This window comes from Micromonospora sp. (genome assembly GCF_048594385.1).
In the GTDB taxonomy this organism is placed as follows: domain Bacteria; phylum Actinomycetota; class Actinomycetes; order Mycobacteriales; family Micromonosporaceae; genus Micromonospora; species Micromonospora wenchangensis.
Window position 1 is genome coordinate 1 of the sequence record NZ_JBMDWU010000171.1, and the last position, 14,518, is coordinate 14,518.

Sequence of the window (14,518 nt, forward strand, 5' to 3'; positions counted from 1 at the left end):
GTGCGAATTTCGGACGCAGGGCAGCGCCGGCACCCCCGAAAATCGATCACCCAGGGTGATCGCGGGCGGCCTCAGCCCGCTTCGTCACCCAGGGTGCTCGACCCGCCCGAGGCGGCAGCGTCGACCGACATGCGGGCGACCCCGGCAAGGGCCGGCACCGCAAGGCCGCCACCGCAAGGCCGCCACCGCAAGGCCGGCACCGATGGGCCACCGGGTAGCGCACCGCAGCTCAGGGGGTCAGCCGGTGCAGGTCGCGCGGGAAGGCGGTCACCTCCCGGACGTTTGCCGCGCCGACCAGTCGGGCCACGAACCGCTCCAGGCCGATCGCGAAGCCGCCGTGCGGCGGCATCCCGTGCCGGAACGCGTCCACGTACCCGGCGTACGGCTCGACCGGCTCGCCGCGCGCCGCGAGGGCCGCCAGGTAGTCGGCGTGGCGGTGCAGCCGCTGCCCGCCGGTGACCAGCTCCAGACCCCGGAAGAGCAGGTCGAAACCGTTCGAGTACGCGGGGCGGGCCGGGTCGGGGTGGGTGTAGAAGGGCCGCTTCGCCATCGGGTACCCGGTGACGAAGAGGAAGTCCGACCCGTGGGTGGCGCGGGCCCACTCCCCCAGCGCCCGTTCGTGAGCGGGGGCCAGGTCGGGTTCGTCGGCGGGTGCACCGGCGATCCGCAGCGCCTCGGCGAAGTGCACGGCCGGGATCTCGACCGGCACGTCGGGCAGGGTCAGCCCCAGGGCCGCCACCGCGCCGCCGGCCCGCCGGGCCACCTCGGCGAGCATCCCCGCGAGGGTGTCCCGCAGCACCGCCATCACGTCCCGGTGGTCCTCGACGAAGCCCAACTCGACGTCGAGCGAGGTGTACTGGGCCAGGTGCCGGACGGTGTCGTGCGGTTCGGCCCGGAACACCGGCCCCACCTCGTAGACCCGCTCGAAGACGCCCACCATGAGCTGCTTGTAGAACTGCGGCGACTGGGCCAGGTAGGCGGGCCGGCCGAACCAGTCGAAGGCGAAGACGTTCGCCCCGCTCTCGGTGGACGTGGCGACCACCTTCGGGGTGTGCACCTCCACGAAGTCACGGGCGTCCAGGGTGGCCCGGAAGCCGGCCACCGCCGCCGCCGAGATCCGCAGGGCCGCCGCGCGGGTCGGGTGCCGCAGCGCCACCGGCGCGTGGTCGAGCTGGGTGGGCAGGGTCGCGGTGAGCGTCGGCCGGTAGAGGTCGAACGGGGGCGGCACGGCGGGCGGGCCGAGCGGTCGTACCGTCGGGTGGGTCAGCTCGACCCCGGCGGGCGCGGTGCCGTTGGCGGTGACGGTGCCGACCACCTCGACCACCGTCTCCTCGGGCAGCGCCGTCACGGCGGCCCGCACGTCCGGGTCGGTGACCACCACCTGGGTCAGGCCGGTGGCGTCCCGGACGATCAGGAAGGCCACCGACTTGAGCAGTCGGCGGCGGTGCACCCAGCCGGCGATCCGCACGGTCGTGCCGGTGCGGGTGGGCAGGTGGGCGGAAAGGATGCGTTGCACGGCGGTTACCTCCTCGATCAATCGCAACGCGATCCCCGGGAGGTGTGGGCGAGCGGGAACCTCGCGGTGCCACCACACCTTCGCCCCCGCCGTGGCGGGAGCCTCATTCGTCGCCTTTTCACCGGGGCCAGCCGGGCGGGCTCTACTGGGCGCGCGGACGCGCTGTTCTTCCCGCGGCTCGGGAGGGTCTTCGCGCCCCGGCGTCAGACCGCCTTCCAGCAACCGGCGGCTCTCTGCACTGGCGGATCGGGGCGTTACTCGGCTCCGTCACAGCTCTGCCGGCACGCTAGCACCCGTCCCACCGGGCTGTAACGGGCTTTTCCGGCCGCCGGGTGGCCGGTGTCACAAGACCCGTGACGTGACGCCGGTCGCCCGACGTGCATCGATCGCCGCCGTCGGGCGTAGGCTCGGTTTTGTGACGATCGAGCACTCCGCGCCGACGACCCAGCAGGCAGCGCGCTCCGCGACGGTCGCCCCCGAGGGGCGACGGATGCTGCGGATCGAGGCGCGCAACGCCGAGACGCCGATCGAGCGCAAACCGCCGTGGATCAAGGTCAAGGCCAAGATGGGGCCGGAGTACACCGAGCTGCGCGGGCTGGTCTCCCGCGAGGGGTTGCACACCGTCTGCCAGGAGGCCGGCTGCCCCAACATCTACGAGTGCTGGGAGGACCGGGAGGCCACCTTCCTCATCGGTGGCGACCAGTGCACCAGGCGCTGCGACTTCTGCCAGATCGACACCGGCAAGCCGGCCGAGTTCGACGCCGACGAGCCGCGTCGGGTGGCCGAGTCGGTGGCCACGATGGGCCTGCGCTACGCCACCATCACCGGGGTGGCCCGCGACGACCTGCCCGACGGCGGTGCCTGGCTCTACGCCGAGACGGTCCGGCAGATCCACGCGCTGCGTTCCGGCTGCGGTGTCGAGCTGCTGATCCCCGACTTCAACGCCGTCCCCGAGCAGCTCGCCGAGGTGTTCGGCGCCCGGCCCGAGGTGCTCGCGCACAACGTCGAGACGGTGCCGCGGATCTTCAAGCGGATCCGTCCGGCGTTCCGCTACGAGCGTTCGCTCGACGTGATCCGGCAGGCCCGCGCCGCCGGGCTGGTCACCAAGAGCAACCTGATCCTGGGCATGGGCGAGGAGCGGGCCGAGGTCTCCCAGGCGCTGCGCGACCTGCATGAGGCCGGCTGCGAGCTGATCACCATCACCCAGTACCTGCGGCCCACCCCCCGGCACCACCCGGTGACCCGCTGGGTCAAGCCGGAGGAGTTCGTCGAGCTGCGCGAGGAGGCCGAGGAGATCGGCTTCGCCGGGGTGATGAGCGGGCCGCTGGTGCGGTCGTCGTACCGGGCGGGGCGGCTCTACCAGCAGGCGTTGACGGCCCGCCGGGACGCCTCGGTCACTGTCGGCTGACCCCGGGACGCCACCGGGCACGCCTGCGGAGAACCACCGGCCACGGCGACGACCGCCGGGCATTCGAATGTGTCGATCTTCCCAGACCTCGGCCGCACCCGCAAGAGGTGTCCGGCCGCAGCTCGGCGTCGATTCGACGGCGCTGTCCGGGCAGGCCGGGATCGTGTTAGATTCCGCCAGCCCTGACCCGCAACTCATCGATGGTGGTGTCTTTGATGGCGCAGCCGCACACGGTTGTCATCGGCGCCGGCCCTGCCGGCCTCACAGCCGCGTACGAGTTGACCCGGCGACACGCCCCGGTCGACGTGGTGGAGGCCGACGACGTGGTGGGCGGGATCAGCCGCACCGTGGAGCGGGAGGGCTGGCGGTTCGACATCGGCGGGCACCGGTTCTTCACCAAGGTGTCGCGGGTCGAGGCGTTCTGGCACGAGCTGCTCTCCGACGACGACTTCCTGCTGCGGCCCCGGATGAGCCGCATCCACTACCAGGGTCGGCTCTTCGACTACCCGCTGCGGGCCGGCAACGCGCTGCGCAACCTCGGCGTGTGGGAGGCCTGCCGGTGCGTCGGGTCGTACCTGTGGGCGCGGGTGCGTCCGCCGGCCGACCAGAGCCACTTCGAGGGCTGGGTGTCGGCCCGGTTCGGGGCCCGGCTGTACCGGATGTTCTTCAAGACGTACACCGAGAAGGTCTGGGGCATCCCCGCGACGGAGCTGCAGGCGGACTGGGCGGCCCAGCGCATCCGCAACCTCTCCCTCGGCGCGGCGATCCGGGGCGCGCTGCTGCCCCAGCGCGGCGGCACCGAGGTGACCAGCCTGATCGAGGAGTTCCGCTACCCCCGGCTCGGCCCGGGGATGATGTGGGAACGCTGCGCCGAGCTGGTGGTCAAGGGCGGTGGGACGGTGGAGCTGGAGACGGCGGTACGCACCGTGCACCGCGAGGAGGGCCGGGCGGTCGCGGTGACCGTCGACGGCCCGTCCGGTGAGCGGCGGATCGCCGCCGACCACGTGGTCTCCAGCATGCCGATCTCGGCCCTGGTCCGGGCGATGGACCCGCCCGCGCCGACCGAGGTACGCGAGGCCGCCGACGCGCTGCGGCACCGGGACTTCCTGACCGTGGCGCTGGTGGTGCCGGCCGAGGCCGGTTTCCCCGACAACTGGATCTACGTGCACACCCCCGGGGTGCAGGTCGGGCGGATCCAGAACTACGGCGCCTGGTCACCGGAGATGGTCCGGGCCGGCGGCACCTGCCTGGGCCTGGAGTACTTCGTCAACGAGGGCGACGAGCTGTGGTCGACCCCCGACCCGGAGCTGGTCGCCTTCGGCACCGCCGAACTGGAGCGGCTCGGCCTGGTCCGCCCCGGCTCGGTCACCACCGGGTACGTGGTGCGGATGCCGAAGGCGTACCCGGTCTACGACGAGGGGTACGCCGAGGCCGTCGAGGTGATCCGCCGCTGGCTGGCCGAGGCGGTGCCGAACGTGCACCCGGTGGGTCGCAACGGCATGCACCGGTACAACAACCAGGACCACTCGATGCTCACCGCGATGCTTGCCGCGGAGAACATCCTCGACGGCACCGACCACGACGTCTGGGCGGTCAACGTCGAGGAGGATTACCACGAGGAGGGCGGCACCGACAGTGGCGCCCACGCCGGTCGCGGCGAGGCCGGCACCGGCCGCGCCGCACCGGTGGTGCCCCGCCCCCGTACCGCGCCGGTCGGGGACCGTTCACCCACCGGCTGACCACCGTCACGGACGGGCCCCGGCCGCCCACCGGCCGGGGATCATCCGTCCTGGCGGCGACCACTAGACTCGGCGGCATGGCAAAGCCCCAGGAGAAGGTCTCGTTCGGCCAACGGCTGAAGCAGATCGGGATGGTGTTCAAGTTCACCGCCAAGCAGGACAGGTGGTTCGCGCCACTGGCCGCCGGGGCGGTGCTGATCCCGCTCGCGCTGACCGTGGTCGCGGTGATCCTCTGGGGCTGGCTCTGGTTGCCGATCGGCATCCTGTTCGCCCTGCTCGCCCTGCTGATCGTGCTCAACCTGCGGTCCAACAAGGCGATGATGAACGCCGCCGAGGGGCAGCCCGGCGCGGCGGCGCAGATCATGGAGAGCATGCGTGGTGACTGGCGGGTCACCCCGGCGGTCAGCTCCACCACCCAGATGGACATGGTGCACCTGGTGATCGGCCGGCCCGGCGTGATCCTGCTGGCCGAGGGGCACCCGCAGCGGGTCCGGGGCCTGCTGGGCCAGGAGAAGCGCCGGCTGGCCAAGGTGATCGGCTCCGCGCCGCTGCACGACTACGTGATCGGCCAGGGCGAGGGTGAGCTGCCGATCCGCAAGCTGCGGATGACCCTGATGCGGCTGCCGCGCACGCTCAACGGCAAGGACGTCAACTCCCTCGACAAGCGGCTCAAGGCGCTCACCGCCCGCCCGCAGATGCCCAAGGGTGCGATTCCCAAGAACATGCGGCCGCCGGGCCGCGCGTTCCGCCAGACCCGGGGCCGCTGACCCCCTCTGGTACGCCTCCGCGAGCCGGGCCCGTCCGTCGGGCCCGGCTCGCGGCGTGTCCGGGGTCGGCGGGCAGGCCGGGGCCGGCGGGTGAGCCGGAGTCAGCGGGCGGGGCGGGGGGCGTCGGCGACGACCGCCCCGGTGAGCCGGTCGTGCAGGCCGCGACGCTGGGCGTCCATGATCAGGGGCGGTACCACCAGGGCCAGGAGCAGGCCACGCAGGAGCGCCCGGGGTATCCCGAGCCGCCCGCCGTCGGACCAGTCGAGGCAGCGCAGCCGGGTGATCCACATGCCGGGGGTCTGGGCGAAGAGGCCGAGGAAGAAGCCGTACTCGACGATGAGCACCACCACCGGGGCCCAGCCGTCGCGGACCGGGTCGGCGAAGAAGTTCGACACCAGCAGGCAGAGCACCCAGTCGATCACCAGGGCGCCGAACCGTCGGCCGAGGCCCGGCGGGTCGAAGGTGGGGTCGGTGGCGGGCGGCACCGGTGCCGCGGCGGGCGGACTCGTCACGGTGGTCCAGGGTAGTCAGCACCGTCTCGGGGCCGCCCCGCAGCCCACCGCCGGCCCCGGGGCGGCTCGGGGGCGGACCAGCAGGTGGACTGCAGGGGCGTTCCCGCAGTCTGTGCAAATTCGGTCTTATCACCCCGAAAAGCGATACAGTGCTTCAGCCGGTATCGTCCGAACGGACAACCCGGCGGGTACTGAGCGGCGCAGATGACGCTCCGCGAGCGGCGTAACACGGCAGAAACATTGGAGACACGGGCGAGCAACCCCGCGGTCATAGCGTCGCCAGAGCCCAGCCACCGGAGTGGACGTGCCAGGAGGACGTGTGTTTGCCAATCCCGAGGAACTCCTGCGATACCTCAAGAACGAGGACGTAAAGTTCGTCGACGTACGTTTTTGTGACCTGCCCGGCGTGATGCAGCACTTCAACCTGCCGGTGGAGTCCTTCGACGACAGCGTCTTCACCGACGGTCTCGCGTTCGACGGTTCGTCGATCCGCGGTTTCCAGGCGATCCACGAGTCGGACATGCTCCTGCTCCCGGACGTCGCGACCGCCTTCATCGACCCGTTCCGCGCGCAGAAGACCCTCGCGCTCAACTTCTTCATCCACGACCCGTTCACCCGTGAGGCCTACTCCCGGGACCCGCGCAACGTGGCCAAGAAGGCCGAGGCCTACCTGGCCGCCAGCGGCATCGCCGACACCGCGTACTTCGGTGCCGAGGCGGAGTTCTACATCTTCGACTCGATCCGCCACGAGACCTCGGCGCACCAGTCGTTCTACTACATCGACTCGGTCGAGGGCGCGTGGAACACGGGGCGTGAGGAGGCCGGCGGCAACCGCGGCTACAAGACCGCGTACAAGGGCGGCTACTTCCCGGTGCCGCCGGTGGACCACTACGCCGACCTGCGCGACGCGATCGTGCGTCGGCTGGTCGACGGCGGCTTCACCGTGGAGCGTTCGCACCACGAGGTCGGCACCGCCGGCCAGTCGGAGATCAACTACAAGTTCTCCACCCTGCTGCACGCCGGCGACCAGCTCCAGCTCTTCAAGTACATCGTGAAGAACGAGGCCTGGGCCAACGGCAAGACCGCCACCTTCATGCCCAAGCCGCTCTTCGGCGACAACGGCTCCGGCATGCACACCCACCAGAGCCTCTGGCTCAACGGCGAGCCGCTGTTCTACGACGAGACCGGCTACGCCGGCCTGTCGGACACCGCCCGCTGGTACATCGGTGGCCTGCTGCACCACGCCCCGTCGCTGCTGGCGTTCACCAACCCGACGGTCAACTCGTACCGCCGGCTGGTGCCCGGCTACGAGGCCCCGGTCAACCTGGTCTACTCGCAGCGCAACCGCTCCGCCTGCACCCGCATCCCGGTCACCGGCAGCAACGCCAAGGCCAAGCGGGTCGAGTTCCGGGTGCCGGACCCGTCCAGCAACCCGTACCTCGCGTTCTCGGCCATGATGATGGCCGGCCTGGACGGCATCAAGAGCAAGATGGAGCCGCCGGCCCCGATCGACAAGGACCTCTACGACCTCCCGCCGGAGGAGTGGGGCGACGTCAAGCAGGTGCCGGGCTCGCTGCCGGAGGTGCTCGACGCCCTGGAGGCCGACCACGACTACCTGCTCGACGGTGGCGTGTTCACCCCCGACCTGATCTCCACCTGGATCGGGTGGAAGCGGGCCAACGAGGTCGACCCGGTGCGCCTGCGCCCGACCCCGCACGAGTTCGCGATGTACTTCGACTGCTGAGGTCCCCCCTCGACGGTCACGCTCCACCGGCCGGGCCGGCTCCGCTTCCGCGGGGCCGGCCCGTTCCGTTGCGCCGGCTCCGCACCACACCGACCAGCAGCACCACCAGCAGCGCGGTCATCACGATCGCGCCGGGCGCCTTGGTGTAGCGGGCGACAGTGGTGCCGTCCGGCAGGGTGAGGAAGGCCGCCACCGCCGCGGGCACCACGAACCAGGTGGTCCGGGTCGCCGACACCGCGAGCAGCAGCAGCGGCCAGGTCACGTACCACGGGTGCAGGACCGGGGCGAGCAGCACCGTCGCGGCCAGCGCCGCACCCGCCGCGCCCAGGGTGACCCGGGGTCGGGCCGCCGCCAGCCGGTGCACCCGCTGCCGGACGTCGTTGAGCCGGCGCAGCGCCGTCCACGCCCGCCACCACAGCACCGCGAGCAGCACCACCAGCGCCAGCAGGCCCGCCGCCCTCGTCACCGGCACCGCGTCCGGCCGCCGACCGGCCAGCTCACCGACGTAGTCGACGACGAAGCCGACCGCCGTCGGTGCCGACGTCCACTGCTGCGAGTCCCCGCTGCGGGCCAGCCCGGCCACCCAGCCCAGCCCCAACCCGGACAGCGCCGAGACCGCCGCCAGGGTGACCAGGACCGCCCCGGCGAGCCGACCGCCGTCGCGCAGCAGGGCCCGCAGGGTGTAGCGGCCGTGCACCGCCGTCAACGCCGCGAACGGCAGCACCACCAGCGCGGTCGCCTTCACCGCCACCGCCAGCCCGAGCAGCACCCCGGCGACGAGCAGCCCCCGGGTCCGGCCGGGCGCGCGCACCAGCACCAGCAGACCCAGCGCGAGCAGGCCGAGCAGCACCGCGTCGTTGTGCGCGCCGGCCACCAGATGCACCCCGACCAGCGGCGAGGCCAGCCCCAGCCACACCGCCCGGCGGGTGGGCACCCCGGCGGCACGGGCCAGGCCGGGCAGGCAGAGCGCCGCCAGCAGCACCCCGGCCACCGCGTACAGCCGCAGCACCACCAGGGTGCCGGCCAGGGAACCGCCGGCGGCGGCAGCCAGGGCGGCCAACAGCACGAAGACCGGGCCGTACGGGGCCGGGGTGTCCCGCCAGATCGGCGCCACCGCGTCCACCCACGGGCAGCCGGCCGCCGCCACCCCCACCCGGTACGGGTCGTGCCCGGCCGCGTACGACCAGCCCTGGCAGGCGTACGAGTAGACGTCCCGGCTGGCCAGGGGCGGGGTGAGCAGCAGCGGCAACGACCACAGCCCGGCGGTGCGGTACGCCCACCCGGTCGACGGGGCACCGGCACGCAACGCCCACCAGGCGCCCACCATCAGCGCCGTACCGACCAGCCAGCAGCTCACGGCGGCCGGGCCGTACGGCGCGCGCCACGGGCCGGTCGGCGGCACCTCGGGCAGCACCCCGCCCAGCCAACCGGCCACGGCGAGCAGCACCGCCCCGGTCAGCCCGAGGTGGCGCGCCGCGCGGGCCCGCCCGGTCGGTGCGCCGGCCTCGGTCACCGGCCACCTCTCCTCAGTCGGCGGGCGAATCCACGGTGGCGGGTCGCCGTCCCGCCCGAGCCGACCGTACCAACCGCACGGCCACCACGATCACCAACAGCGTCATCAGCGGGGCGCCGGGCATCTTGGTGAACCGGGGCAGCCCGGTGCCGTCCGGTAGCACCAGGAACGACGAGACCAACGCCACCAGCGCGAACCACCGGGTCGACAGGTGGGTCGTCGCGGCGAGCACGGCCATCGGCCACAGCCAGTACCAGGGGTGGAACAGCGGCGCGAGGGCCACCGTCGCGGCCAGCGCCAGGCCGGCGTGCCACAGCGGGTCGCGGGTGCGGGCCCGCCACCACAGCCAGACCAGCAGCACCGCCAGCACCAGCATGCCGATCGTCCGGGTCACCGGCAGCGCGTCGACGTCCGCGCCGAACAGTGCCGCCACGTAGCCGGCGGTCTGCCCGACGGCGGTCGGCGGCGAGGTCCAGGCGATCACCAGGCCGCCCTGTTCCAGGCCGGCGATCCACCCGAAGTCCAGGCCCGCCGCCAGGGTCGCGCCGGCCACCGCGACCAGCGCGCCGACGGCGACCGGCAGGCCGTCGCGCAACAGCGCCCTGATCCGGTACGGCCCGACCAGCGCGGCCAGCACCGCGAACGGCACCACCACCAGCGCGGTCACCTTCACCGCGCCGGCCAGCCCGAGCAGCACCCCACCGGCCAGCAGCGGCCAGCGCCGACCCGGGTTGGCCGCCACCACGGCCAGGCCGGCGACCAGCAGGCCGATCATCAGTGCGTCGTTGTGCGCCCCCGAGACCAGGTGTACGCCGACCAGCGGCGAGGCCAGCGCCAGCCACAGCGCCCGGGGCACCGGCACGCCGCAGCGCCGGGCCAGCGTCGGCAGGCAGGCGGCGGTCAGCGCCACCCCGGCCACGGCGAGCAGCCGGAACAGGGCGATGTTGACGGTCAGCGCGGTGTCCGGGTCGAGGCCACCGGTGAGCCGTACCACCGCCCCGGCGATCATCACGAACAGCGGCCCGTACGGGGCGGGGGTGTCCCGCCAGATGTAGGAGATGGTGTCGATCCACGGGCAGGGCAGCGCCGACACCCCCTGCTCGTACGGGTTGATCCCGGCCGCGTAACTCGCGCCCTGGCAGGAGTACGCGTACACGTCGCGGCTGGCCAGCGGCGGCGCGACCAGCAGCGGCAGCACCCACAGCCCGGCGGTGACCAGCGCCCACCGGGTCGACGGCACCCGGTCGCGCAGGGTCCACCACGCCCAGGCCAGCAGCCCGGTACCGACCAGCCAGAGCACGATGATCAGTGGCCCGTGCCGGCTCTGCCAGATGCTGACCGGGGTGGGCCGCAGCTCCGACCCCGGCAGCGCGCCCCCGAGGTACGCGGCGATGGCGAGCAGCACCGAACCGGACAGACCGAGCCAGCGGGACAGGTGGTGAGGCACGTCCGTCATGCTGCCAGTAGCGTGGGCGCGGACCGGAGGTGGGCATGCGGGGCAGCAGGGTGGTGGGGTCGGCCACCGTGATCGCCGCCGTGCTCGCCGGGGTGTGGCTGGCGTTGCCCCCGCTCGGGTCGGACCTGTCGGCCCAGGTGGCCCGCGCCGACTTCTTCGCCGGGCACGGCTGGGCCCTGGTCGACCTGCGCTGGTACGCCGGCATCACGCCGCTCGGCTACAGCCTGGTCTCGCCGCCGCTGATGGCGACCCTCGGGGTGCGCCTGACCGGGGCGTTGGCGCTGGTCGGCTCGGCAGCCGCGTTCGCCGCCCTGCTGGTGCGTACCCGGGTGCCCCGGCCGCTGCTCGGCAGCCTGGTCGGGGTGCTGACGATCACCGGCAACCTGGTCTCCGGCCGGGTCACCTACGCCCTCGGGGTGGCGTTCGGGCTGGCCGCCCTGCTCGCCCTGACCCTGCCGGCCGACCGGCGCGGCCCGGACGGGCCGAGTTCCGCGCCAGCCAGCCGGAACGGGGCGGGCGACCAGGACAGGGCGGGCGACCAGGGCGGGGCGGGCGACCAGGGCGGGCGCTGGGCACGGGGCGGGCGCTGGGGCCGGCCGGTCCTGGCGGTGGCCGGCGCGGCGCTGGCGTCGGCGAGCAGCCCGGTGGCGGGTCTGTTCGTCGGCCTGGTCGGGGTGGCGCTGCTGGTCACCCGCCGATGGGCCGACGGCCTGTTGCTCGGGGTCGCGGCGGCGGTGCCGCTGGGGGTCACCGGGCTGCTGTTCGGCGAGGGCGGCTGGATGAACATCAGCGGCTCCGACACCCTGCGGTCGGTCACGGTCAGCCTGCTGGTGGCGGCGGTGGTGGCGTACCGGCCGGTGCGGGTGGGGGCGTTGCTGTCGGCGGGCGGGGTGCTGGCGGCGGCGCTGGTGCACACCCCGGTCGGGCTGAACGCGACCCGCCTGGTGACGATGTTCGCGCTGCCGGTGCTGGCCGCCGCCGCCCGACCACCCGCCCGGCTCACCGCGTGGCTGTCCCGCCGCCGGGCCGCCCCGGGGTCCGGCGGGGCCACCCGACCGGTCCCGCCGGTCAGTTTGTCCGTCGGGACCGGCGCGGTGGCGTTGGCCGTGCTGCTGGCGGTGGTGTGCTGGTGGTTGCCGCCGGTGGTCGCCGCCGACGTCCGCAGCGCCGACGATCCGACCGCCGACCGGAGCTACTTCGCCCCGCTCGCCGCCGAGCTGGGCCGGCGTGGGCTCACCGGGCGGGTGGAGGTGCCGCCGACCCGCAACTACTGGGAGGCCGCGCAGCTCGGCGAGGTGCCGCTGGCCCGGGGCTGGCTGCGCCAGGTCGACATCGGGCGTAACCCGCTGTTCTTCACCACCGTGCCGGGGGCCGGTGGCACCGGTGTGCCGTTGACCGCCGACAGCTACCGGGCCTGGCTGGACGAGTACGCCGTGCAGTACGTCGCCGTCGCCGACGCGCCGCTGTCCTGGGTGGGCCGGGCCGAGGCGGAACTGGTCGGGGCGGGGTTGCCGTACCTGACCGAGGTCTGGTCGGACCGGCACTGGCGGTTGTACGCGGTGACCGACCCGACGCCCCTGGTCGCCGCGCCCGGGGTGCTGGTCGGGCAGGACGCCGCCACGCTGACGTTCCGGACCACCGCCGCCGGCCAGGTGCCGGTCCGGGTCCGTCACTCCCGCTGGCTGACCGTCTCACCCGGTGCCACCGTCACCCCTGACGGCCCCTGGACCCTGGTCACCGTCCCCCGCGCCGGCACCTGGACCCTCCACACCGGACCCGCCCCCACCCCCGCCCCCCGCCCCACCCCCGCGCCCCGTCCCGCACCTGCTCGGGTTGATCAAGAGGTTTGCGTCACCCCGCCGCCGGGAATGGACGCAAACCTCTTGATCACCGCAGACCACCCCGTCCGGGTCGAGTGATCAAGAGCTTTGCGTCATCCGCCACGGTTCACCTGACGCAAACCTCTTGATCAACTCGGTCGGGTGGGGGGTGGCGGAGGGGGCGGTGGGGCGGGCGCGGACGTGCAGGCGCTCGCCCTGGGGGCCGAAGAGGCTGAGGATCTCGGCCGGCACGTCGAACGGGTTGCCGAACCAGTGCGGGGTGCGGGTGTCGAACTCGGCGACCTCACCGGCGTCGAGGGTGAGGTCGTGCCTGCCGAGCAGCAGCCGGATCCGGCCGGAGAGCACGTAGAGCCACTCGTACCCCTCGTGCACCTGTGGGGTCGGCTCCCCCGTCGGCACCTGCGGCGGATACGTCATCTTGTACGCCTGGACGCCACCCGGGCGGCGGGTCAGCGGCACGATGGTGACGCCGTGCCGGACGACCGGACGGCGGTGGACCCGGGGATCCCCGATCATCGGCGTACCGACCAGGTCGTCCAGCGGCACCCGGTGGAAACGGGCCAGGGCGAGCAGGAGTTCCAGGGTGGGCCGCCGGCCGCCGGACTCCAGCCGGGACAGGGTGCTGACCGAGTTCCCGGTCGCCGCGCCGAGCTGACTCAGCGGCACGCCGCGCTGCGGCCGTAACGCCCGCAGCCGCGGCCCGACGGTGGTGAGCACCTCCTCCTCGGTGGTGACGCCGGTGTCGCCCGGCACCGTCCACTGCCCCGGGCCGGGCCCCTGGCCCGCCACGGCCCGCCCGGGTTCGTCGCGCTCCGGGGGTGGGCCGGCGCGTCGGGGTGCAGCCAGCTGGTCGCTGTGATCGTCGGTCACCGCACCAGTTTGCCATTCCGGCAACAAAATTTGGCAGTACGGTGAGCCGGGCGGACGATCCGGAGCACCGGCGGGACGGACCCGCCCGTAGGGAGGCAGTGGTCATGACGTACCCGATGGTGCACGACGTGGTCGTGGTGGGCGGCGGCGCGGCCGGGCTCAGCGGTGCGCTCGCCCTGGGCCGGTTCCGCCGCGACGTGGTGGTGGTCGACGGCGGCGCCCCGCGCAACGCCCCGGCCGACCACGTGCACAACTTCCTGACCAACGAGGGTGTCCCACCCGCCGCCCTGTACGCGACGGGCCGGGCCGAGGTGGCCCGGTACGGCGTGACCCTGCTCGACGCCACCGTCACCGCCGCCCACCCGCTCGACGGCCTCCCCGGGACCACCGGTGCGAACCCGGCCGGCGGCGCGGGAGAGGACCCCCGCCCGGCCGGCAGCGTTGGACCGGCGCGGTTCGCGGTGACGCTGGCCGACGGTCGGGTGCTGCACGCCCGGCGGATGCTGGTCACCACCGGCCTGGTCGACGAGCTGCCCGACGTGCCGGGGCTGGCCGGGCGGTGGGGCCGCGACGTGCTGCACTGCCCGTACTGCCACGGGTGGGAAGTGCGCGACCAGGCCGTCGGGGTGCTCGCCACCGGCCCGATGGCCGCCCACCAGGCGCTGCTGTTCCGGCAGCTCACCGATGACCTGGTGGTCTTCACCCACACCGCCGGGCCGTTGCCGGCCGACGACGCGGAGCGGCTGGCCGCCCGGGGGGTCACCGTGGTCGACGGCGAGGTGGCGGAGCTGGAGGTCACCGCCGACCGGCTCACCGGCGTACGGCTGCGGTCCGGGCGGGCGGTCCCCCGGGAGGCACTGGTGGTCGCGCCCCGGTTCGCCGCACGGGCCGCCTTCCTCGCCGGGCTCGGGTTGACCCCGGAGGATTTCGTCGTCGGCGGGCACGCCTTCGGTGACCGGGTCGCCGCCGACGCCTCCGGTGCGACCGGGGTGCCCGGGGTCTGGGTGGCCGGCAACGTCACGGATCCGCAGGCCACCGTCATCGCTGCCGCGGGGGGCGCGGTCAGAGGCCCCCGCCCCCCCAACGCCCCCCAGCTCCGCGGCGCAACCCACCGCGGCGGCCCCCCCCCGCGCGACCCCGCCCGGGGGGAGC

10 protein-coding genes and 2 pseudogenes are annotated in these 14,518 nt (G+C 73.7%); 7 read left to right on the forward strand and 5 right to left on the reverse strand.

Translation table 11 applies throughout. The features are described from left to right. Nucleotides 1-229: 229 nt before the first annotated feature. Nucleotides 230-1,516, reverse strand: coding sequence for an aspartate--tRNA(Asn) ligase (aspS, locus tag ACOJTC_RS08950; protein WP_420116486.1), 1,287 nt, complete (start codon nt 1,514-1,516; stop codon nt 230-232). Between the two features lie 358 nt (nt 1,517-1,874). On the opposite strand from aspS, the gene lipA reads away from it, so the two are divergent. The 3 genes from lipA to ACOJTC_RS08965 all read left to right on the forward strand — a co-directional run bounded on the left by lipA (nt 1,875) and on the right by ACOJTC_RS08965 (nt 5,430). After that, on the forward strand, nt 1,875-2,924 hold the full coding sequence (gene lipA, locus ACOJTC_RS08955) for a lipoyl synthase (protein WP_204927875.1): 1,050 nt from the start codon (nt 1,875-1,877) through the stop codon (nt 2,922-2,924). A 215-nt stretch (nt 2,925-3,139) separates the two neighbouring features. Beyond that, complete coding sequence (locus ACOJTC_RS08960) at nt 3,140-4,663, forward strand: NAD(P)/FAD-dependent oxidoreductase (protein WP_420116487.1); 1,524 nt, start codon at nt 3,140-3,142, stop codon at nt 4,661-4,663. A 77-nt stretch (nt 4,664-4,740) separates the two neighbouring features. Then, nucleotides 4,741-5,430 (forward strand): DUF4191 domain-containing protein, encoded by a 690-nt coding sequence (locus ACOJTC_RS08965; RefSeq protein WP_204927877.1) that lies wholly within the window; start codon nt 4,741-4,743, stop codon nt 5,428-5,430. A 101-nt stretch (nt 5,431-5,531) separates the two neighbouring features. Here the strand turns inward: ACOJTC_RS08965 and ACOJTC_RS08970 are convergent, their stop codons facing one another. Next, the gene (locus ACOJTC_RS08970) at nt 5,532-5,942 is read right to left on the reverse strand and encodes an RDD family protein (RefSeq protein ID WP_204927878.1); all 411 of its coding nucleotides are present in this window, start codon (nt 5,940-5,942) and stop codon (nt 5,532-5,534) included. A 319-nt stretch (nt 5,943-6,261) separates the two neighbouring features. Between ACOJTC_RS08970 and glnA the strand changes: the two genes are divergently transcribed. Further along, the gene (gene glnA / locus ACOJTC_RS08975; protein ID WP_420116488.1) at nt 6,262-7,686 is read left to right on the forward strand and encodes a type I glutamate--ammonia ligase; all 1,425 of its coding nucleotides are present in this window, start codon (nt 6,262-6,264) and stop codon (nt 7,684-7,686) included. A 16-nt stretch (nt 7,687-7,702) separates the two neighbouring features. On the opposite strand, the gene mptB (ACOJTC_RS08980) is transcribed toward glnA, so the two are convergent. Both mptB (ACOJTC_RS08980) and mptB (ACOJTC_RS08985) read right to left on the reverse strand, forming a co-directional pair. Continuing rightward, entirely contained in the window at nt 7,703-9,199 is a 1,497-nt protein-coding gene (gene mptB, locus ACOJTC_RS08980) for a polyprenol phosphomannose-dependent alpha 1,6 mannosyltransferase MptB (RefSeq protein WP_420116489.1), read from the reverse strand. Nucleotides 9,200-9,212: 13 nt separating this feature from the next. Further along, nucleotides 9,213-10,655 (reverse strand): polyprenol phosphomannose-dependent alpha 1,6 mannosyltransferase MptB, encoded by a 1,443-nt coding sequence (mptB, locus tag ACOJTC_RS08985; RefSeq protein ID WP_420116490.1) that lies wholly within the window; start codon nt 10,653-10,655, stop codon nt 9,213-9,215. Nucleotides 10,656-10,690: 35 nt separating this feature from the next. Here mptB (ACOJTC_RS08985) and ACOJTC_RS08990 point away from each other — a divergent pair. Beyond that, a pseudogene (locus ACOJTC_RS08990) lies at nt 10,691-11,638 on the forward strand (hypothetical protein); the annotation flags it as partial. A 111-nt stretch (nt 11,639-11,749) separates the two neighbouring features. Further along, nucleotides 11,750-12,421, forward strand: a pseudogene (locus ACOJTC_RS08995) (hypothetical protein); the annotation flags it as partial. Between the two features lie 153 nt (nt 12,422-12,574). Here ACOJTC_RS08995 and ACOJTC_RS09000 read toward each other — a convergent pair. Then, nucleotides 12,575-13,249 carry a helix-turn-helix domain-containing protein gene (locus tag ACOJTC_RS09000; RefSeq protein WP_420116492.1) on the reverse strand — a complete coding sequence of 225 codons (675 nt, stop codon included), beginning with the start codon at nt 13,247-13,249 and terminating at the stop codon, nt 12,575-12,577. Between the two features lie 221 nt (nt 13,250-13,470). Here ACOJTC_RS09000 and ACOJTC_RS09005 point away from each other — a divergent pair. Next, the coding region (locus ACOJTC_RS09005; RefSeq protein ID WP_420116491.1) for an NAD(P)/FAD-dependent oxidoreductase at nt 13,471-14,518 on the forward strand (1,048 nt) is incomplete at its 3' end.

Coding starts and splice junctions, on each gene's coding strand:
- ACOJTC_RS08960 (WP_420116487.1), top strand. CDS start 3,140: ATGGCGCAGCCGCACACGGTTGTCATCGGCGCCGGCCCTGCCGGCCTC.
- ACOJTC_RS08965 (WP_204927877.1), top strand. CDS start 4,741: ATGGCAAAGCCCCAGGAGAAGGTCTCGTTCGGCCAACGGCTGAAGCAG.
- mptB (WP_420116490.1), bottom strand. CDS start 10,655: ATGACGGACGTGCCTCACCACCTGTCCCGCTGGCTCGGTCTGTCCGGT.